The 17,893-nt window shown below is 62.8% G+C and carries 23 protein-coding genes; 22 read left to right on the plus strand and 1 reads right to left on the minus strand.

Going from position 1 to position 17,893, the window contains the following annotated elements:
* The first annotated feature begins 2 nt into the window (after positions 1-2).
* The 19 genes from F0A17_RS01845 (at position 3) to F0A17_RS01935 (ending at position 14,150) form a co-directional block, all read left to right on the plus strand.
* On the plus strand, positions 3-362 hold the full coding sequence (locus F0A17_RS01845) for a D-Ala-D-Ala carboxypeptidase family metallohydrolase (RefSeq protein WP_149326626.1): 360 nt from the start codon (positions 3-5) through the stop codon (positions 360-362).
* On the plus strand, positions 362-640 hold the full coding sequence (locus F0A17_RS01850) for a hypothetical protein (RefSeq protein WP_149326627.1): 279 nt from the start codon (positions 362-364) through the stop codon (positions 638-640). The genes F0A17_RS01845 and F0A17_RS01850 overlap by 1 nt, the downstream gene beginning before the upstream one ends.
* Entirely contained in the window at positions 637-999 is a 363-nt protein-coding gene (locus F0A17_RS01855) for a DUF2570 family protein (protein ID WP_149326628.1), read from the plus strand. Before F0A17_RS01850 ends, F0A17_RS01855 begins: the two co-directional genes overlap by 4 nt.
* Before the next feature lie 7 nt (positions 1,000-1,006).
* On the plus strand, positions 1,007-1,219 hold the full coding sequence (locus F0A17_RS01860; protein ID WP_149326629.1) for a hypothetical protein: 213 nt from the start codon (positions 1,007-1,009) through the stop codon (positions 1,217-1,219).
* Between the two features lie 90 nt (positions 1,220-1,309).
* Entirely contained in the window at positions 1,310-1,831 is a 522-nt protein-coding gene (locus tag F0A17_RS01865; RefSeq protein WP_149326630.1) for a helix-turn-helix domain-containing protein, read from the plus strand.
* On the plus strand, positions 1,812-3,773 hold the full coding sequence (locus F0A17_RS01870) for a phage terminase large subunit family protein (protein WP_149326631.1): 1,962 nt from the start codon (positions 1,812-1,814) through the stop codon (positions 3,771-3,773). The genes F0A17_RS01865 and F0A17_RS01870 overlap by 20 nt, the downstream gene beginning before the upstream one ends.
* Before the next feature lie 3 nt (positions 3,774-3,776).
* The gene (locus F0A17_RS01875; protein WP_149326632.1) at positions 3,777-4,316 is read left to right on the plus strand and encodes a hypothetical protein; all 540 of its coding nucleotides are present in this window, start codon (positions 3,777-3,779) and stop codon (positions 4,314-4,316) included.
* On the plus strand, positions 4,309-5,871 hold the full coding sequence (locus F0A17_RS01880) for a phage portal protein (RefSeq protein WP_149326633.1): 1,563 nt from the start codon (positions 4,309-4,311) through the stop codon (positions 5,869-5,871). Before F0A17_RS01875 ends, F0A17_RS01880 begins: the two co-directional genes overlap by 8 nt.
* Complete coding sequence (locus tag F0A17_RS01885; RefSeq protein WP_149326634.1) at positions 5,861-7,948, plus strand: phage major capsid protein; 2,088 nt, start codon at positions 5,861-5,863, stop codon at positions 7,946-7,948. The genes F0A17_RS01880 and F0A17_RS01885 overlap by 11 nt, the downstream gene beginning before the upstream one ends.
* A 62-nt stretch (positions 7,949-8,010) precedes the next feature.
* On the plus strand, positions 8,011-8,340 hold the full coding sequence (locus F0A17_RS01890) for a Rho termination factor N-terminal domain-containing protein (protein ID WP_223111487.1): 330 nt from the start codon (positions 8,011-8,013) through the stop codon (positions 8,338-8,340).
* Complete coding sequence (locus F0A17_RS01895; RefSeq protein WP_149326636.1) at positions 8,340-8,660, plus strand: head-tail joining protein; 321 nt, start codon at positions 8,340-8,342, stop codon at positions 8,658-8,660. The genes F0A17_RS01890 and F0A17_RS01895 overlap by 1 nt, the downstream gene beginning before the upstream one ends.
* Entirely contained in the window at positions 8,653-9,213 is a 561-nt protein-coding gene (locus F0A17_RS01900) for a phage tail protein (protein WP_149326637.1), read from the plus strand. The genes F0A17_RS01895 and F0A17_RS01900 overlap by 8 nt, the downstream gene beginning before the upstream one ends.
* A complete protein-coding gene (locus F0A17_RS01905; protein WP_149326638.1) occupies positions 9,210-9,767 on the plus strand; it encodes a hypothetical protein in 558 nt (185 codons plus the stop codon). The genes F0A17_RS01900 and F0A17_RS01905 overlap by 4 nt, the downstream gene beginning before the upstream one ends.
* Positions 9,764-10,321: a phage baseplate assembly protein V gene (locus F0A17_RS01910; RefSeq protein WP_149326639.1), complete on the plus strand. Its 558-nt coding sequence runs from the start codon at positions 9,764-9,766 to the stop codon at positions 10,319-10,321. The genes F0A17_RS01905 and F0A17_RS01910 overlap by 4 nt, the downstream gene beginning before the upstream one ends.
* 66 nt (positions 10,322-10,387) lie before the next feature.
* A complete protein-coding gene (locus F0A17_RS01915) occupies positions 10,388-10,720 on the plus strand; it encodes a GPW/gp25 family protein (protein WP_228716771.1) in 333 nt (110 codons plus the stop codon).
* Complete coding sequence (locus F0A17_RS01920) at positions 10,717-11,628, plus strand: baseplate assembly protein (RefSeq protein WP_149326641.1); 912 nt, start codon at positions 10,717-10,719, stop codon at positions 11,626-11,628. Before F0A17_RS01915 ends, F0A17_RS01920 begins: the two co-directional genes overlap by 4 nt.
* Positions 11,621-12,244 carry a phage tail protein I gene (locus F0A17_RS01925; protein ID WP_149326642.1) on the plus strand — a complete coding sequence of 208 codons (624 nt, stop codon included), beginning with the start codon at positions 11,621-11,623 and terminating at the stop codon, positions 12,242-12,244. The genes F0A17_RS01920 and F0A17_RS01925 overlap by 8 nt, the downstream gene beginning before the upstream one ends.
* A 23-nt stretch (positions 12,245-12,267) precedes the next feature.
* The gene (locus F0A17_RS01930) at positions 12,268-13,929 is read left to right on the plus strand and encodes a phage tail-collar fiber domain-containing protein (RefSeq protein ID WP_149326643.1); all 1,662 of its coding nucleotides are present in this window, start codon (positions 12,268-12,270) and stop codon (positions 13,927-13,929) included.
* 2 nt (positions 13,930-13,931) lie between these two features.
* Positions 13,932-14,150: a hypothetical protein gene (locus tag F0A17_RS01935; protein WP_149326644.1), complete on the plus strand. Its 219-nt coding sequence runs from the start codon at positions 13,932-13,934 to the stop codon at positions 14,148-14,150.
* Here F0A17_RS01935 and F0A17_RS01940 read toward each other — a convergent pair.
* Complete coding sequence (locus tag F0A17_RS01940; protein WP_187774589.1) at positions 14,147-15,235, minus strand: acyltransferase family protein; 1,089 nt, start codon at positions 15,233-15,235, stop codon at positions 14,147-14,149. The genes F0A17_RS01935 and F0A17_RS01940 overlap by 4 nt on opposite strands.
* A 187-nt stretch (positions 15,236-15,422) precedes the next feature.
* On the opposite strand from F0A17_RS01940, the gene F0A17_RS01945 reads away from it, so the two are divergent.
* The 3 genes from F0A17_RS01945 (at position 15,423) to F0A17_RS01955 (ending at position 17,796) form a co-directional block, all read left to right on the plus strand.
* Positions 15,423-16,940, plus strand: a complete 1,518-nt coding sequence (locus F0A17_RS01945; RefSeq protein ID WP_149326646.1) for a phage tail sheath subtilisin-like domain-containing protein — start codon at positions 15,423-15,425, stop codon at positions 16,938-16,940.
* Positions 16,940-17,446 (plus strand): phage major tail tube protein, encoded by a 507-nt coding sequence (locus F0A17_RS01950; protein WP_149326647.1) that lies wholly within the window; start codon positions 16,940-16,942, stop codon positions 17,444-17,446. Before F0A17_RS01945 ends, F0A17_RS01950 begins: the two co-directional genes overlap by 1 nt.
* Before the next feature lie 62 nt (positions 17,447-17,508).
* Positions 17,509-17,796: a phage tail assembly protein gene (locus tag F0A17_RS01955; protein ID WP_149326648.1), complete on the plus strand. Its 288-nt coding sequence runs from the start codon at positions 17,509-17,511 to the stop codon at positions 17,794-17,796.
* The last annotated feature ends 97 nt before the right edge of the window (positions 17,797-17,893 follow it).

The raw sequence follows: 17,893 nt of genomic DNA on the forward strand, positions 1-17,893 counted from the left end.
GTATGTCTGACCAGATTTCCCCCCACTTCCGTCGCCGTGAGTTCGCTTGCAAGTGCGGCTGCGGCTTCGACACCGTCGATCTCGACACGCTGCAGGTGCTTGAGGCAGTGCGTGCCCATTACGGCCGGCCTGTGACGATTACCAGCGGCTGCCGCTGTGCGAACCATAATCGCCGCGTGGGCGGAGCGGCTGGCAGCCAGCATGTGCTGGGCCGTGCGGCCGACTTTCGTGTGCAGGGTGTTCACCCGCACGAAGTGCACGCCTGGCTGGCCGAGAACTTCCCCGGGGCGAGCCTTGGGCGCTACGCCACGTTTACGCATGTGGACACCCGTTCGGGCGGCCCGGCACGGTGGGGTGGCTGATGGCCCACCTGATACCGCTTGCGATGCTGCTGTTGGGGCATGGCGCTCACCTGCTCAAGAAGCTGATCGAGGTGCGCCAGCAGGGAAATGAGATCTCGCTGGCTCAGTTCCTGCGGCTGCGGCCGTACAAGTCGGCACTGGCCCTGCTGGGCAGTGTGGCCGGGTATCTACTGCTTGCCGAGCATGGCGCGCCCAGCCTGGTGGCTGCGTTCGGCGTGGGCTATGCCGCTGATTCCATGCTGGAGGTCGTTGGCGCCAGAGCGAGGGCCGAGGCATGAAGCTGCTCTCATGGCGCATATGGGCGGCTCTTGCGGCAGCCGGGCTATTGGCGCTTGGGCTGTATCAGTTGCGTGCACAGGCCGAGGAGATCGGTGCGCTGCAGGCCGAGAACGCCACCCAGCGTCAGGCCATTGATCAGCTGGGCCATGCCCTGACAGCCCAGCATGAACACCATGCCCGCCAACTGGCCGCACGTGATGCCGCCTTGGACGCCGAGCGTGCCCACGCTGCTGAGGCGCGCCAGCGTGCCGACAGCCTTTCCCACGAGATACGCCATGCGAGGGCGACCGATGCCGACATTGATGCGTGCATGGGCTTGCAGCTGCCTGCCGGCATTGCTGACAGCCTGCGCCAGTGAGCCGGTAGTGATCACCGAGCGTGAGGCTGTGCTGCCCCCTGCCGCCTACCTGGAGCCCTGCGCTATCAGCCTGGGCGATGGCTCTGTGCAGGGCGCCCTGCAGGGCCTGCGCTCTACCATCGAGTGCGACCGCGCCGACAAGGCAGCGCTGCGTGCGTGGGCGGCTGAGGCGCAGCAGGAAGGCGGCGAGCCGCGCACAGAAAAAAAGGTACTCCCGTAGGGGGTGGGGCCTGCGGGTGACAGGAGTCGCGGAAATTCATGTGAGCGAGCCGCTCAGTATCCGGTTGATTGTTGTTGTTTGAGGTAGCCGATGGCGTTCAAGGGGAAAGGCAGGGCGGTCAACCGCGAAGAGCTCGCCGAGGTGTTCGGCGTTTCCCTCAACACCGTGTCCACCTGGGTGCGTAATGGATGCCCGTTCGATCAGCGCGGCCGGCAGGGCAAGCCGTGGCAATTCAACACCCGGGACGTTTCCGAATGGCTGCGTGATCAGGCGCGCATCGAAGCGGAGAGCGATGCGCCGCTAGACGAGTTCGCGCTCAAGTTGCGCAAGCTGGCAGCCGAGACGGCGCAGGCCGAGCTGGACCTGGCCGTGGCTCGCAAGCAGGTAGCGCCCATCGATGAGTTCGAGCGAGCTCGCGCTCTAGAAAACGCCACCGTCAGGGCGAACGTCATGAACGTCCCGAGCCGGGTGGTATCGCAGCTGATCGGCGAAACCGACGAGGGCCGCTTCAAGGAGGTCCTGTCCGCCGAGCTGGTGCAGGCGCTTGAGTCGGCGGCAGATGCCGAGATCGAGCTTGAGGAAGAGGACGAGGATGACGCCGACGGCAACTGAAGGGCTTGAGCAGTTCAGCAACACTGCCGGCGTCGCCCGGGCTCTCAAGCGAGCCGCACGCCACCTGGTGCCGCCCGCGCCTCTCAAGCCCAGCGTCTGGGCAGAGGCCAACGTGCGCATCCCCGCTGGGAATGCCATCCCCGGTCCGATCCGCTTCGACAATGCCCCGTACCAGCGCGAACCCATGGACATGGCCACCCATCCCGGTTGCTATCGCATATCGCTGATGTGGGGCGCCCAGGTGGGCAAGACGCAGCTAGCGCTGTGCCTGCAGGGCTACGGCATTGCCCATGAGCCGCGCAGCCAGATGATGATGCAACCCAGCCAGGGCGACCTGACCACCTGGCTGGAAACCAAATTCAACCCCATGGTCTCGGCCAACCCGGTGCTGGAGAACCTGCTGGCCAAGCCGCGCAGCCATGAGGGTGTGAACAATCAGCGCATGAAGAGTTACCCGGGCGGCTTCCTGATGTTCGCCTGGGCTGGCTCCACCAAGACCATGCGCGGCCGCTCGGCGCCGTGGATCGTTGCCGATGAGGTGGACGGCTACAGCGGTACCGACGAAGGCGACGAAGTCGAGCTGCTCTGGCAGCGTGCCGCGACCTTCGGCGACCAGCGGCTGCTGGTGGAGATCTCTACGCCAACTATCAAGGGAGAGAGCCGCATAGAGGCGGCCTACGAGATGGGCGACCAGCGCCGCTTCTATGTGGCCTGCCCGCACTGCGACCATCATCAGGCGCTCGATTGGCACCAGGTCACCTGGGACAAGGACGAAGACGGCAACCACTACCCCGACACCGCCGCCTATGTCTGCAAGCACTGCGGTGCCATGTGGAACGACGGCGAGCGTATTGCCGCGATCCGCACTGCCGAGCAGGTCGGGGCCGGCTGGAAATCCGCCAAGCCCTTCCGTGGCCATGCCAGCTACCACCTCAACGAGCTGTACAGCTGCTTCCGCCGGCTGCGCGACATCGTGCAGAGCTTCCTGGACAAAAAGGCGAAGGGCGACCTGCAGAGCTTCATCAACGTCAGCCTGGCCGAGACCTGGGAGGAGCAGGGCGAGCAGGCCGAGGCTCATGTGCTGATGGAGCGCGCCGAGACTTTTAGGGCGCCGGTACCGGCCGGTGGCGTGGTACTGACGGCCGGCATCGACATGCAGCAGGACCGCCTCGAGGTGGAGACCGTGGCCTGGGGCTACGGCAACGAGTCGTGGTCGGTGGATTACACAGTGCTGTGGGGCGATACGCTGCAGGACGAGGTGTGGCGAGATCTCGACGACTATCTGGCCACCACCTGGACCCACGAGACCGGCGCCCAGCTCGGCATTGTGGCTGCCTGCCTGGATACCGGCGGCAATGCTGGCTACACCCAGCGAGCCTACGAATACGCACGCGGCAAGACCGGGCGCCGCCTGTTCGCTATCAAGGGTGTGCCCGGTTGGGATAGGCCAGTGGTAACGGCACCCTCGCGCAAGAAAACCGGGCGCGGCCAGCGAAAGGTAGATCTGTTCAGCGTAGGTGTTGACGAAGCCAAGCTCACCATCATGCGCCGCCTCGCCGTGGCAGAGCCGGGCCCCGGCTACTGCCATATCCCCGCCGATCGCGAAGCCGAGTGGTTCCACCAGCTCACCGCCGAGAAGCTGGTGACCAAGTACCTCAAAGGCGTGCCCAAGCGCGAATGGCACCAGACCCGCCCGCGTAACGAGGCGCTCGACTGCCGCGTCTACGCCTATGCCGCGCTCAAGATCGCCAGCCCCAACCTGAAACGCCATGCCGCCCGCCTGGCCGAGTACGAGAAACCCGACGATGTGGAGGAGCGTGACGCGCACGAGCCCGTTATAGATGCCTTGCGGGAACCACCGCCAGCGGAGCCGGAACCACGCAAACGCAAGACTAGGCGCAAAGCAACACGCCCACGAAAGAACTTCGTCAACCATTGGTGACGCATGCCCTACATCCCGGACAGCTTCACGGCAGGCACCACGCTGGCGCTCACGGTCGCGCTGACCGCCTACCCGCCGCCCGAGTGGTCGCTGACGCTGCTGCTGCGCGGCCCGGAACAGCGTGACCTGACCTCAACGCCTGACGGCACGGTTCACGCCTTTGCTGTCACGGCGGCCGACAGCGCCTCCTGGAAGGCCGGCGCCTACTGGTACAGCCTTCGCGCCACTGACGGTACCGAAGTGCACGAGCTGGAAGACGGCACTCTTACCGTTGAGCTCGATCTGGCCAGCGTTACCGCCGAGCATGATGGGCGCACCCATGCAGAGCGCACTCTGGCAGCAGTCGAAGAAGAGATCGAGTTTCGGGCGAGGAAGGATCAAGACAGCTATCGCATCAACAACCGCGAGTGGCGTCGCACCCCGCTTGAGCAGCTGCTTAAGCTAAGAGATCGGTATCGGGAGGAAGTGCGCCGGCAGCGAGCTGCGCAGCGTGGCCGCAACACCCTGGGCCGGCAAGTGCTAGCGAGGTTCGGCCGTGCTTAAACTCTTCCAGCGCCGGCAGGCGGACCCCATCGCCGAGAAGCCGCGTATGTCCCGTATGCGCCAGATTCCCCGCGCCATTGCCCGCTCGCTGCTGGGACAGGCGCGTGCCGATCGTCTGTCTGGTGATATGCCCACCGTGCCGGTACCGGCCGACGATTTCATCGATAAGAACCAGCGCGCACTGGTGGCACGCTCACGCCACCTGGTGTTGACCAACGACTACGCTCGCGGCTTCGTGCGCCAGGTGCGCCAGAACCTGGTGGGCCGCAAGGGTATCCAGCTACAGGCGCAGGCGCGTGATGCAGACGGCACGCTCGACGAGCGAGCCAACGACGCCATCGAGGCAGACTTCGAGAAGTGGTGCGACAGGAGAATCTGCGATGTGAGCGGCCGGCGTTCGTTCCGCCAGCTGCTGGCGCGTGCCGCCGAGGATGCCGCGACCAATGGCGAGTTCATGTTTCGACTGGTCTACGGGCGCGATCTCAACCCCTGGGGCGTGGCCCTGCAGGTGCTCGATCCCCAGCGCTGCCCCGTCGAGGTCAACGAAGATCGCCTGCCTGACGGCCAGTTTATCCGCCAAGGCATCAAGTACAACCGCTGGGGCCGGCCCGTGGCCTATCTGTTCGGCACCGTCGACCCGGCCGAGAGCGATTACCGCTTCGGTGGCCGCAACTACGTCGAGATCCCGGCTGACGAGCTGATCCACGGCTTCCTGGAGGACCTCGTTGGCCAGCGCCGCGGCCTGCCGTGGATGGTGACCGCCGTGATGCGCCTACATCACTTGGATGGTTTCGAGAAGGCGGCCCTGGTCAATGCCCGCGTCTCCGCTTCCAAGGGGGGCTTCTTCGAGTGGGACGAGGGCATGGGGCCCAGCGACGAGGAAGACACCGACGAGCCGCTCTATATGGACGCCGAGCCCGGGAGCTACCAAGAGCTGCCCGCCGGCCTGCGCTTCAAGGGTTGGGATCCACAGTTCCCCAGCGGGGAGCTGGCGCCGTTCTCCAAGCAGAGCCTGCGCGGCATCGCTACCGGCCTGGGTGTCTCCTACAACTCGTTCGCCAACGACCTCGAAGGCGTGAACTTCTCCAGCATTCGCCAGGGCGTGCTGACCGAGCGCGACCAGTGGATGGATCTGCAGGAGTGGCTCATCGAGCAGCTGCTCGAGCCTGTCTTTCAGGCCTGGCTGCCCCGCGCCCTGCTCAAGGGTATTTCGGTGCCGGGCACCAACGGCGCCACCCTGCGCCCCGAGCGTATCGAGAAGTACCGCGAACACGATTGGCAGGCGCGGCGCTGGGATTGGGTCGACCCCGACAAGGACAGCAAGACCGCCGCCCGCGACATCGCCAACAAGATCAAGAGCCCCTCGCAAGTGATCCGTGAGCGAGGCGGCGACCCTCGCACCGTATGGCGCCAGTGGGCGACCGATCGACAGGCCATGATCGACGCCGGCATCCCGGAGGCCTTGGTCGACGCCACCCTGGGCGACCCCACCATGAACAGCGGCAGCAGCACGCCTCAGGGCGAAACCGCAGGAGAGACGAGCAATGAAGGATAAGCGCGAGACCCGCGACCGGCTGCACCGGCCCGCAACGCCTCAGCCGTCAGACAAGGCCCGCCAGCTGGAAGGGAGCTTTCAGCGCCGTGGTGTCACCGATGAGCAGCTGCGCAAGCTGAAGGCCGAAGGCCTGCGCCGCGACCTTCAGGTCGCCGAGGTTCGCGCGCTGGACGAAGAAAAACGCACGGTCGAGCTGGCATTCTCCAGCGAGGCCGAGGTGGAGCGGTGGTTCGGCATCGAGGTGCTGGATCACAGCGAAGGCGCCATGCGCACCGAACGCCTCGAGGGAGGCGCGGCCGTTCTGGTCAATCACGACTGGGACGACCAGGTGGGCGTGGTGGAGTCTGTCACCGTGGGAGCCGACCGGCGGGGCCGGGCGGTGGTGCGCTTCGGGCGAGGCGCACGAGCTTCCGAGGTGTGGCAGGACGTGGTCGACGGCATCCGTCGGCTTGTCTCGGTGGGCTACTCGATCCACAAGGTGGAGGTCGAGGAGCGCGCGGGGCAGGCCGACATGGTGCGCGTCACCGATTGGGAGCCGCACGAGATCAGCATCGTCTCCGTGCCGGCGGATGTTTCGGTGGGCGTGGGGCGCTCAGCGGAACCACCGCCAGCGGAGGCGGGTAAAGGTGGCCCCGATACTGCCAGCAATGACCCTAGCGGCGCTGCTGGCGCATCCCGAACACACCGGAAGGAAAGCGACATGAACGAGAAGATCCTGCGCGACAAGAAGGGCAACCTGGTTCGCGCCAAGGTCGACGCCGACGGCAACATCGTCGAAGTGCTCGAAATGATCGAGCGCGCAGGCGACGCCCAGGCTCAGGCCCGTGACGCCGGCAAGCAGGCAGAGCAAGCCCGCGTGAAGGGCATCATGGACATGGGCCGCCAGTACGAGAACATCGAGCTGGCTACCCGCTTCGTCAGTGAGGGCAAGACGCCCGAGGACTTCCAGCGCGCCCTGCTCGAGGAGATGCACGGCCAGCGCTCCAAGCCGGTCACCGATAACGGTGGCGGTGAGACCCGCTCATCCAGCATCGGCATGACCGACAAGGACCTGAAGCGCTACTCCATGATGAATGTGGTGCGCGCGCTGGCCAATCCGAATGACAAGCGCGCCCAGGAAGCCGCGGCGTTCGAGCTGGAGCTTTCCCAGGAGGCCGAGCGGCAATACGGCAAGCAGGCGCGCGGTATTCTGATTCCCGATGACGTGCTCTCCCGTGCGTTCAACGCCGGTGGCGCTGCTGACACGCCCACTGGCGCCCAGACCGGCCAGAACCTGGTCGATACCCAGTACATGGCCGGCAGCTTCATCGAGATGCTGCGCAACCGCACCGCGCTGATGCGCCTGGCCACCACCATGAGTGGCCTGGTCGGCAACGTGGAGATCCCGAAGCAGACCGGCGGCGCCACTGCCTACTGGGTCGGCGAGGGCGTCGACGCCACCGAGGGCACACCGACCATTGGGCAGCTGACCATGTCACCGAAGACCGTCGCGGCCTTCACCGACATCACTCGCCGCCTGATGCTCCAGTCCACGCCGGACGCCGAGCGCATCGTGCGAAACGACTTGGCGGCGGCAGTTGCCCTGGCCATCGACCTGGCGGGCTTCTACGGCTCAGGCGGCGACGAGCCTACCGGCATCGCCAACGTCTCCGGCATCAATGCGGTGAACTTTGCCACCACGGGCAAGCCCACCTACGCCGAAACGGTGCAGATGGAGAGCGAGATCGCTGCCGATAACGCTGACGTGAACTCGATGGGCTATGTCATGGCCAGCGGCATGCGTGGCCACTACAAGACCACCGAGAAGTTCGACGGCACCAACGGCAGCCCGATCTGGGAACCGGGCAACACGGTCAACGGTTACCGCACAGAGGTGACCAACCAGATCCAGAGCGGGGACGTTTTCTTCGGGAACTTCGCCGACCTGATCATCGGCATGTGGGGCGGCCTCGACTTGACCGTCGATCCCTACAGCCTGTCGAAGTCCGGCGGCACTCGTCTGGTGGTGTTCCAGGACGTCGACATGGTGACTCGCCGGGTCGAATCGTTCTGCCTGGGCCGCTACGTCGCGCCCTGATCGGTAGCCACTGGCTGACGGCCCCGCACACCGCGGAGCCGTCAATGCATGAGGATAGCCCCATGAGCAAGAAGACCAAGACGCTTGATCTTGAGTGCACCAGCGCCTTCATGGTGAAGGGCAAAATGATCACGCCAAAGAAGACTGTACGTGGCGTGCCTGAGGCTGACGCTCTGAGCCTGGTGCGTCGTGGCAAGGCCAAGATCGTGGCCGCTGGCCCTGACGCGGCTGGCGCATCAGCTGAAGAGGCCGAAGCGCCCGCCCTCGAGGAGCTGACTGTTGAGGAACTCAAGGCCACCGCCAAGGAGTACGAGATCGAAGGCGCGGACAAGATGAAGAAGGCCGAGCTGATTGCCGCCATCGAAGCCGCCGAGGCTGAGGGCGACGAGTAATGCCGGCGCCGGACTGGGAGAACCTCGACTATTTCCTCGATGAAGAGGAGTTCGCGACAGCCGTGACCGTGACCCGGGCGGACGGCACGGTGCTTTCCCTGTCCGGCATCTACGAAGACCAATATCTCGACGCCCAGCTTGGCGAGTACCGCATGGACACCGAGAGTCCCCGGCTGTGGTGCAAGCAGTCCGACGTGCCTGGCGTGAATCGCGGCGACACCTGCGCTGTCGATGGCATCACCTATGACGTGATGACTGCCCCCCAAGGCGACGGTACCGGCATGGCCATGCTCGACCTGGCACCGAGGCCCCATGCTTGATTTCGAGATCGAGGCGGGCGACCTGCAGCGCATCGCCGACGAACTGGGCGCCATGCCCAAAGAAGTGCGTGCCGCCTACAATCGCGCCCTGACCCGAACCGCCGCCACGCTGCGTAAGCTCTCCAGCAAAGGCCTGCAGTCGCATCTCGGACTGGCGCGTGTAGCCGCCGTGAGGCGTCGCCTCAAGAGCCTGCGCATTCGCGGCCAGGGCGGTATGGGAAGCGTTCGGCTGTGGTACGGCCTCAACGACTTGCCGGTCAGTGAGTTCCGGGGGCGCGCCACGCCACGCAGCGGTGGCGCCGCCTATTCCGGCCCGGCTGGGAGCCATAGCTTTGACCGCGCCTGGATCGGTGCCAGCCGGTACGCCCGCAAGCGCACCATCCTGCAGCGGGTACGGGGGTCGCGCTACCCGATTCGCGAGGCGCAGCTACCCATCAAAGACAAGGCGGATGTCTTCGTCGAGGACGAGGTGTTTGTGAAGCTCAACGACATCTTTTGGCAGCACTTCAGCCGCGACCTGGAGCGCCGAGTCGACTACATGAGGTCGCGATGAACGCAGACACCCAGATTAGCCTTGACGAGCTTCACCAGGCCATCCTCGATCAGATAGCGGCCGCGTTTCCCGAACTGGCCACCGTGGCTGACTATCCCGATGACCGGCAGCGGATCCTGGCCCCGGCGGCGCTTATCGAGCTCACCTCGATGCCAGCCGCGCCCGATGATGACCCCGGTACCGGCCAGCTGGCGCTCGAGCTGCAGTTCGAGCTGCGCTACGTGGTCGGCTTTCGCGGTGACAATCAAGGGCGGGTCATTCGTCGCAACACCGCCGCGCTGGCGCATTTTATTCAGCACAACCAGTGGGAGCTGCCGGTCGAGCCTGCCCGCGTGCTGGTGTGCGAGCCCGACGTTTTCTCGCCGGAACTGGACCAGTACCACGTGTGGCGCATCGAATGGGCCCAGATCGTGCACATTGGCGCCAATGAGTGGATCGACGATGGCGAGACGCCCACCGAGGTATGGGTCGGTGTGTCACCGTTGATCGGCCCCGAGAATGAGGAGTTCTACACCCGCCAGGATGGCAGCCAGTATGAGGAGGGTAGCGCGTGAACCAGGCCTATCGGCTGGGCGAGCTGGAGCGGCGCCTCAACGGCATGGTCATGGTCGGCACCATCCTCGCCGTCGATCACACCTCCCGCAAGCTCCGTGTTCAGGTGGGGGAGATCCGCACCGCCTGGCTGGCGTGGCCGGTCGAGATGGGTCGCAACTTCCGGCGCTGGCGCCCGCTGCGCGAAGGTCAGCAGGTAGTGCTTGTCAGCCCCTCCGGCGACCCTGCCCAGGCTGTGATTGCCGGCATGCTCTACAGCTCGGCGCTGTCGGCACCTTCGGACAATCCCGACCTCGACCTGGTCGAGTTCGAAGACGGCGCCCGCTTCCAGTACGACAGCGCCGCGCACGAGTACCTCAGCGAGACCGGCGGCAGCCGCATCACCATGGACCGCGACCGAATCCTGCTCTCCAGCAACGGCAGCACCCTCGAGCTGGATGCGAGCGGAGTCAAGATCAACGGCTCCAGCCTGACCCACAACGGCACCGACGTAGGCGATAGCCATCGCCACGGCGGGGTAGCTTCCGGCTCCTCCAATACCGACACGCCAGTCTAGCCGCAATAGAACTACCGCCAGCGGAGGGGCTGACCCTGCTGGCGCATCCTCACAGCCATGAACGGCATGAATGCGCAGACCGGGCGCCCCCTCTCCGGCATCGACCACCTGCGGCAGTCGCTGCACGACATCCTGACCACGCCGATCGGCACCAGGGTGATGCGTCGCGACTATGGCTCGCGATTGTATGAGCTGGTAGATGCGCCGGTGAACAACGCCACCATGGTCGAGCTCTACGCCGCCACTGCCGAGGCGGTCGCGCGCTGGGAGCCGCGCTTCAAGCTGACCCGGGTTCGTGTCGCCAGTGCCGCTCCTGGCTCGGTCACCCTGAATCTCGAAGGGGAATACGTGCCCACCGGACAGACCATCAATCTTGACGGCATTGAGGTGAACGGATGACAGGTACCATCAACCTGGCACAACTCCCCGCTCCTAATGTCGTCGAGTCCCTGGACTACGAAACCATCCTCGCCGAGCGAAAGACCAAGCTACTCGACCTGGTGCCGGCCAGCCGCCGCGATGAGGTCGAGGCGACCCTACAGCTGGAGAGCGAGCCGCTGACCAAGCTGCTCGAGGAGTCGGCCTATCGTGAGCTCGTCTGGCGGCAGCGTGTCAACGAAGCCGCCAAGGCCGTCATGCTCGCCTACAGCCGCGATGAGGATCTCGACAACCTGGTGGCCAACTTCGAAGTTGAGCGTCTCATGATCGACCCGGGCGATCCCGACGCAACGCCTCCGGTACCGCCCACCTACGAGAGCAACGACGACTTGCGCCTACGTGCGCAGCAAGCCTGGGAAGGCCTCAGCGTCGCCGGCCCGCGCGGTGCCTATGTGTTTCATGCCCGCAGCGCTGACGGCCGTGTGGCCGATGCCACTGCCATCAGCCCCGCGCCCACCGAAGCGCTGGTGACGCTGCTCAGCACCGAAGGCGACGGCACGGCCAGCCAGGAGCTGATCGACATCGTCGACGCCGCGCTCAGCGCCGAGGACATCCGCCCGCTCGGCGACCGGCTCACCGTGCAGTCGGCCACCATTTCCAACTACAGCGTCGACGCCACGCTCTACGTCTACCCCGGCCCCGAGCAGGAGCCCATTCTCGAAGCCGCCGAGGCCTCGCTACAGCGCTACATCAGCGCCCAACGCCGCATCGGGCGAGACATTCGCCGTTCGGCGCTGTTCGCCGCCCTGCATGTCGAAGGCGTCCAGCGCGTCGAGCTCACCGCCCCCGCCGCCGACGTCGTACTCGACGAGACCCAGGCCGCCCATTGCACCGGTACCGCGGTCTTGATCGGGGGCAGCGATGAGTAGCCACAGCCTGCTGCCGCCTAATGCCACACCGCTCGAGCGAGCCGCCGCCGAGGCCCTCGCCGAGATCCAGCGTGTGCCGGTCATGCTGCGTCAGCTATGGAACCCATACACCTGCCCCTCGAAGTTGCTGCCCTATCTCGCCTGGGCGTTTAGCGTCGACCGCTGGGACCCGGCATGGAGCACCGCCGCCAAGCGCGACGTGATCGCCACCAGCTTCTACGTGCATAGGAAGAAAGGCACGATCAGCGCGCTGCGCCGCGTCGTCGAGCCCCTCGGCTATCTGCTCGAAGTAACCGAATGGTGGGAAACCAACCCGATGGGCACACCCGGCACCTTCGCGCTCAAGATCGGCGTCCTCGACACCGGTATCACCGACGAGATGTACACCGAGCTCGAGCGTCTCATCGACGACGCCAAGCCCCTCACGCGCCACATCACCGGGCTGGATCTCGCCGGCGAGAGCAAGGGCATCGTTTACCTGGCCGCCACCGTCTACGACGGCGACGTCACCGCCGTGCTGCCCTTCGTCGCTGCCGAGACAGAAGTGACTGGCCTGTTCTACCTGGGCGCTGGGACTGACAGCACAGACACCACCACTGTCTACCCGCAGCCCTGAAGCTGAACCGATAGGAGCACCAGATGGCCACGTTCTACACCCTGCTCACCGACATCGGCCAGAACAAGCTGGCCAATGCCGTCGCCCTGGGGCAGACCATCCAGATAACCGAGCTGGCCGTCGGCGACGGCGGCGGCAGCTTGCCCACGCCCGACAGCAGCGCCACGGCGTTGGTCAACGAAGTGCGCCGTGCTGCGATCAATACCAGCCACACCGACCCCGACAACCCCTCCTGGATCGTGGTCGAGCAGGTGCTCCCGCCCGACGTCGGCGGCTGGACCATCCGAGAGATCGGGATCTATGACGTCGACGGCGATCTGATCGGCATCGGCAATTACCCCGAGACCTACAAGCCTGTGCTCAGCGAGGGCAGCTCTCGCACTCAGACCGTGCGCTTCGTACTCGAGGTCAGCGACACCGCTGCAGTGACGCTCAAAGTCGACCCCAGCGTCGTGCTCGCGACGCGGGATTATGCTGACTCGGCAGCCAAGCAAGCTGTCATTGAGCATGAGCAATCCGAAACTGCCCACACTGATGACCAGATAGCGTTAAGTACAGAGCTATCTCATGCGCCTTCAGCGGTTACCGTAGCCCAAGCGCTGCAGAGGATGGGAAGAAACTCGTCATATTCTCTCCCGCAACGTGCAATTGACGAGAGCAGCGGGACAGGGCTCGATTATAAGTCCGAGCCACAGCTAGTCTATTGTGACAACGGTGATATTCTTTGCCTCTACCGTCGAGGCGCAGGGCATGTCGAAAACCAGGGGCGCATTGTTGGGAAACGCTCCAGCGATCTGGGGCGCACCTGGAGTGCTGAGTTCACCGTACATGATCATGTGAACGGATTCGATACCCGTAACCCCGCCGTTGGCAAAGACCCCAGCAGCGGTCGGCTTATCGCATTCTCTCGTACACTCGATAACAATACGACCCATGATGATGTGTTTTTCCAGACAAGTGATGATCATGGCATTACCTGGAACGCTGCTCAATCTCTTCAGGGCTTATTTCAGTCCGGCGAGACTCCAGTCCCTTGGGGAAAAGTGCTGGATACCAAGAATGGCTTGGGGATGGTGTTTTACCAAGAAAACAAGGCTTGGATGCTGTTCAGCACCGATGGGGGAATAACTTGGGGGAATCGGAAAACGATTTATGACCTGACCCAAACAGCGAAATATAACGAGCCCTATCTAGTCACCCTAGATGATAGCCGTTTGATCGCATGGGGGCGTATTGACAACCCAGGTGGAACAGCCAACGGTCATCACTTTATTTATAGGAGCAGTGACGGTGGACTGACATGGCAGGTCGTTGAAGCCAACTATGAGCTATCTGCGGGTATTACCGAGCCATCACCTGTGGCCATGTGCATGGGCACCGACAACGAGATTCAATGGGCATTTTTCGGCAGAGCTGGTGATCATGTGCTCTACGCAAATCGGATGAACGCAGAAGCCTTTTGGTTGCGCCCTAGGTGGGTATTTCAGGATGAGCCGCGCCGTCGACTATCACGAGGAAAGATAAATAGTTCGGAAGCAACTACGGTAAGCGCATCTGACTATGGATACCCCTGTTTGCTGAAGCTACCTGGTATAGATCACACGACGCTTTGTGCTTGGTATGACTCTCAAGATGGAACGAACCAGCATATTGGCATCTACATCGCTAGCACGCCGAGGTATTAGAAATGAGCATTCCTGCTTTATTCCATGACCCTGATAAAAGTTTGGCTAAAATTATGGTTGATCGAGCTAGGCGCAATGCGTACAGCGAGAGGGTAGACCCATTACTTGCAGAGGCGACTATTAAGCAGAACTTGGGGGAAATAGAAGAATCTGATAGGTTGATGAGCCTCGCACTCACCGAGCGCGAAGAAATTCAAACAGAACATCCCTGGCCAGATTAAGCAGTCTCTCCAATTGCGTTTCCAGCTTTTCGATACGATGTAATCTTCTTGCCCGCTCTGATTGCGGGCTTTTCAATGTATCGATAGAGCAAGTAAGATATACAAATAGACATCGGCGATACAAAAATAAAAAGTACAGCCGCTTTCTCAAATGGGCTAAATTCACCCATAATAGGCAATAAAAGCTGTAGCACATATGTGGCAGCGACGCTATGCAGCAGGTACAGAGAATATGAAATATCACCAAAAAACTTCAGCACTGGTGAAAAGAAAGTGTTATTTAAATTCAAGTGCAACACGGAAAAGCACAGAGCGCCACAAAAAAAGGTAAACAAAATGCGCTTATCGCTTGTCACGATGCCGATCTGGTTGCCTTCGGCTGGATAAAAACAAAAAAGCAATGTTGACAATATAAGACAGGAGAACGCAGTAACCTTTGATGGACTGCCCATCGTGTCACGCAGCCACCCCAAAGCCACACCCAGAGCGAATAGAAAAGCCTGGTTCATTGGGTTTATATACAGGCTCCATTGCTCAGCTAATGTTTCGCGAGGCGACAACATAAAGAAGGCGAACCAAATATAAATCAGGAAAGTGAGTGCCAATGCAGTTAGAAACAACCAAGCATTTCTTGTCGCAACAATAAGCAGAGGAAAAAATGCATAGAACACCATTTCATTCCCAATTGACCACCCTCCGCCTGGAATGTAGTCCCTTGGGTTATAAAAGCCAAAGGTAAGAGAAAAGTTTGATGCGTACTTAGGCCAGTCAGGAACAAAACTTGAGTTCTTAAACACGTAAAACGTTATCATCAGCAGCGTGGCAACCCAGAAAGCCGGTGCGATTCTAAAGTATCGCTTTAATACATAGGAGCCAATCTCCCTAAAACTCCATCTTGTATTCTGATAAACGAGATAAAGCGAGATGCCACTAATGATATAAAAAGTTGATACGGCATAAACACCCAAGCGACCTACAAGAGTACCGCTATCAGGCACCCCTAGACTCCAGCTTAAGAAATGGTAAACCATCACGGCCAAGGCCATGATTCCTCGCAGGTAGTCAATAGAGCAGATACGCGGCATCACTTGCTTTCCGGGTCGGTTGGTAGGAGACGTGCGGATCATAACAGAGGTTTGTGTTTGTAGCTGTCAAGTGATCAAAATTGCGCATGTTTCATAAGAACCACCGCCAGCGGAGCCCCTCCCGCGCGAGCGCCATGCTGTGCCTACCGTCCGGAACACTACCTGATCAGGCGAGAGGCAAACCGCAATGGCGAAATTCCTGCACGGGGTCGAGGTTCTCGAAATCGATACCGGCCCCCGGCCCATCCAGACCGTGCGCTCGGGCGTGATCGGCATCGTCGGCACCGCCCCCGATGCCGAAGGCGCCACGGCGGCCACGCTCACGCTGGGCAATGCCCCGGCGAATACCGGCATCCTCTACACCGCCATCGAAGCTGGCACGGCCGGCAACAACGTGCGGGTGCGCTACGTCGACCCGGGCTCGGCATCCGCCACCTTGGCTGTCACCGTCGAAGGCAACGACATCTCCGTCGCGCTGGCCACTGATGTCGAAGGAGCGGTTTCCAGCACGGCCGCCGACATCGTAACTGCGGTCAATGCCTCCGCCGAGGCTGGCGCGCTGGTCACCGCTGCAGCGGTGGAGGGCAGCGACGGTACAGGGCTCGCGCGAGCGCGAGGTTTCCAGTCGCTCAGTGGTGGTGCAGCCGAGCCGTTCCCCCTCAATCGTCCGATCCTGGTGGCTGGCTCCCGTACCGAGGCGGCCCGCCTGGGCACCTCAGGCACTCTGCCTACAGCGATTGATGGCATCTTCGACCAGGTCGGGGCGGTGATCATTGTCGTGCGAGTCGAGGAGGGCAGCGACGATGCCAGCACTATGGCTAACGTTATCGGCGGCGTGAACAGCACTACCGGCGACCTCGAGGGTGTGCATGCCCTGGCTGGCGCCGAGAGTGTGGTCGGCTTCTCGCCGCGTATCCTCTGCGCCCCTGGCTTCACGCATCATCGAGACAGCGGCCTGCGCAATGCCGTGGTGGCCGAGCTGCTCGGCATCGCCGAGCGCCTGCGCGCGGTGATCGTCGCTGACGGCCCGAACACCACTGATGACGAAGCCCAGCAGTACGCCAACGACTGGGGCAGCGCCCGCGTCTACCTGGTGGATCCCTGGGTGCAAGTGATGCAGAGCGACGGCAGCTATGCCAGCGAGCCGCCCAGCGCCCGCGTGGCCGGCATCATCGCCAAGATCGATAACGACCTCGGCTTCTGGTGGTCGCCCTCCAACAAGCCGGTCAACGGCATCGTTGGCACCTCACGGCCGGTGGACTTCAAGCTGGGCGACGCGAACAGTCGCGCCAATCTGCTCAACGAGGGCGGCATCGCCACCATCATCCGACAGGACGGCTACCGCCTGTGGGGCAACCGCTCGCTGACCGACGACAGCAAGTGGCACTTCCTCTCGGTGCGCCGCACGGCCGACATGATCAACGACAGCATCCAGCGCGCGCACCTGTGGGCGGTGGATCGCAACATCACCAAGACCTACGTCGAGGACGTGACCGAGGGCGTCAACGCCTACATCGCCGGCTTGGTGGCCGAGGGCGCCTTGCTGGGCGGGCGCTGCTGGCCAGATCCCGATCTGAACACGCCCGCCAACATCCAGCTGGGCAAGGTGTACTTCAACTTCGAGTTCACCCCGCCCTATCCGGCTGAACACATCACCTTCCGGAGCATGCTGGTCAATGACTACATCGAGGAGGTGTTCGCGTAATGGCCGCTCGCAACATCATCAAGAACATGACCGTCTCGGTCGATGGCCGCGGCTATGCCGGGCAGGTCATGGAGTACACGCCCCCGGTGCTGACGCTGCTCACCGAGGAACACCGCGCCGGCGGTATGGATGCCCCGATCACCCTGGACATGGGCATGGAAGCGCTGGAGACCAGCTTCGTGCTGCGCTCCTACGACCGGGAAGTGCTGCGCCAGTTCGGGGTTTCCGAAGGTAATAGCGTGCCGTTCGTCGGCCGGGGTGCGATGCAGTCATACGACGGTACCGTTCGACCCACCACCCACACCATGCGCGGCAAGATCACCAGCATCGACCGCGGCACCTGGCAGCCCGGCACGCCGGCGACCATGACCGTGACCATGCGTCTCGATTACTACCGCGAAGATCATGACGGGGCGCGGGTGCACGAGATCGACGTCGAGAAGATGGTGCGCGTGGTGGATGGCATCGACCTGATGGCCGACATTCGCCAAGCGCTGGGTATCTGATCACAGCGGCAGTCCTTGGCCGGCACCGTGCCGGCCCTTTTTCCATCTGACCGGAATTCCCCATGAGCAACAAGACTCCCGATTACCTCCGCCACGACGACCAGGGCTATTGCGACATCACGCTGGCGCGCCCCATCACGCTCGAGAACGGCGTTGAGCAGGGCACGCTGCGCATGCGCGAGCCCACTGTCGAGGACCAGATCGTTCACGACGAGATGAAAGGCTCGGATGCGGTGCGCGAAGTCACCATGTTCGCCAACCTCTGCGAAGTGGCGCCGTCCGACATCCGCAAGCTGAACCTCAAGAGCTACAAGCGCCTCCAGGAGGCCTACGCCGGTTTTTTGGACTGACCGGCACTGACGCGCGCCGGCTGGTGCTGGCGCTGTCATCCCATACCGGCTGGTCGCTGGCTGAGATCAGCACCATGCGGGTAAGCCGGTTCCTATG

The sequence above is a fragment of the Billgrantia pellis genome (assembly GCF_008297955.1).
Taxonomy (GTDB): domain Bacteria; phylum Pseudomonadota; class Gammaproteobacteria; order Pseudomonadales; family Halomonadaceae; genus Halomonas; species Halomonas pellis.

What these genes read in the sequence shown, in the direction of transcription:
- F0A17_RS01845 (WP_149326626.1), top strand. Translation starts at nt 3, where the DNA reads ATGTCTGACCAGATTTCCCCCCACTTCCGTCGCCGTGAGTTCGCTTGC.
- F0A17_RS01850 (WP_149326627.1), top strand. Translation starts at nt 362, where the DNA reads ATGGCCCACCTGATACCGCTTGCGATGCTGCTGTTGGGGCATGGCGCT.
- F0A17_RS01855 (WP_149326628.1), top strand. Translation starts at nt 637, where the DNA reads ATGAAGCTGCTCTCATGGCGCATATGGGCGGCTCTTGCGGCAGCCGGG.
- F0A17_RS01865 (WP_149326630.1), top strand. Translation starts at nt 1,310, where the DNA reads ATGGCGTTCAAGGGGAAAGGCAGGGCGGTCAACCGCGAAGAGCTCGCC.
- F0A17_RS01870 (WP_149326631.1), top strand. Translation starts at nt 1,812, where the DNA reads ATGACGCCGACGGCAACTGAAGGGCTTGAGCAGTTCAGCAACACTGCC.
- F0A17_RS01875 (WP_149326632.1), top strand. Translation starts at nt 3,777, where the DNA reads ATGCCCTACATCCCGGACAGCTTCACGGCAGGCACCACGCTGGCGCTC.
- F0A17_RS01885 (WP_149326634.1), top strand. Translation starts at nt 5,861, where the DNA reads ATGAAGGATAAGCGCGAGACCCGCGACCGGCTGCACCGGCCCGCAACG.
- F0A17_RS01890 (WP_223111487.1), top strand. Translation starts at nt 8,011, where the DNA reads ATGAGCAAGAAGACCAAGACGCTTGATCTTGAGTGCACCAGCGCCTTC.
- F0A17_RS01895 (WP_149326636.1), top strand. Translation starts at nt 8,340, where the DNA reads ATGCCGGCGCCGGACTGGGAGAACCTCGACTATTTCCTCGATGAAGAG.
- F0A17_RS01900 (WP_149326637.1), top strand. Translation starts at nt 8,653, where the DNA reads ATGCTTGATTTCGAGATCGAGGCGGGCGACCTGCAGCGCATCGCCGAC.
- F0A17_RS01905 (WP_149326638.1), top strand. Translation starts at nt 9,210, where the DNA reads ATGAACGCAGACACCCAGATTAGCCTTGACGAGCTTCACCAGGCCATC.
- F0A17_RS01915 (WP_228716771.1), top strand. Translation starts at nt 10,388, where the DNA reads ATGAATGCGCAGACCGGGCGCCCCCTCTCCGGCATCGACCACCTGCGG.
- F0A17_RS01920 (WP_149326641.1), top strand. Translation starts at nt 10,717, where the DNA reads ATGACAGGTACCATCAACCTGGCACAACTCCCCGCTCCTAATGTCGTC.
- F0A17_RS01925 (WP_149326642.1), top strand. Translation starts at nt 11,621, where the DNA reads ATGAGTAGCCACAGCCTGCTGCCGCCTAATGCCACACCGCTCGAGCGA.
- F0A17_RS01930 (WP_149326643.1), top strand. Translation starts at nt 12,268, where the DNA reads ATGGCCACGTTCTACACCCTGCTCACCGACATCGGCCAGAACAAGCTG.
- F0A17_RS01935 (WP_149326644.1), top strand. Translation starts at nt 13,932, where the DNA reads ATGAGCATTCCTGCTTTATTCCATGACCCTGATAAAAGTTTGGCTAAA.
- F0A17_RS01940 (WP_187774589.1), bottom strand. Translation starts at nt 15,235, where the DNA reads ATGCCGCGTATCTGCTCTATTGACTACCTGCGAGGAATCATGGCCTTG.
- F0A17_RS01945 (WP_149326646.1), top strand. Translation starts at nt 15,423, where the DNA reads ATGGCGAAATTCCTGCACGGGGTCGAGGTTCTCGAAATCGATACCGGC.
- F0A17_RS01950 (WP_149326647.1), top strand. Translation starts at nt 16,940, where the DNA reads ATGGCCGCTCGCAACATCATCAAGAACATGACCGTCTCGGTCGATGGC.
- F0A17_RS01955 (WP_149326648.1), top strand. Translation starts at nt 17,509, where the DNA reads ATGAGCAACAAGACTCCCGATTACCTCCGCCACGACGACCAGGGCTAT.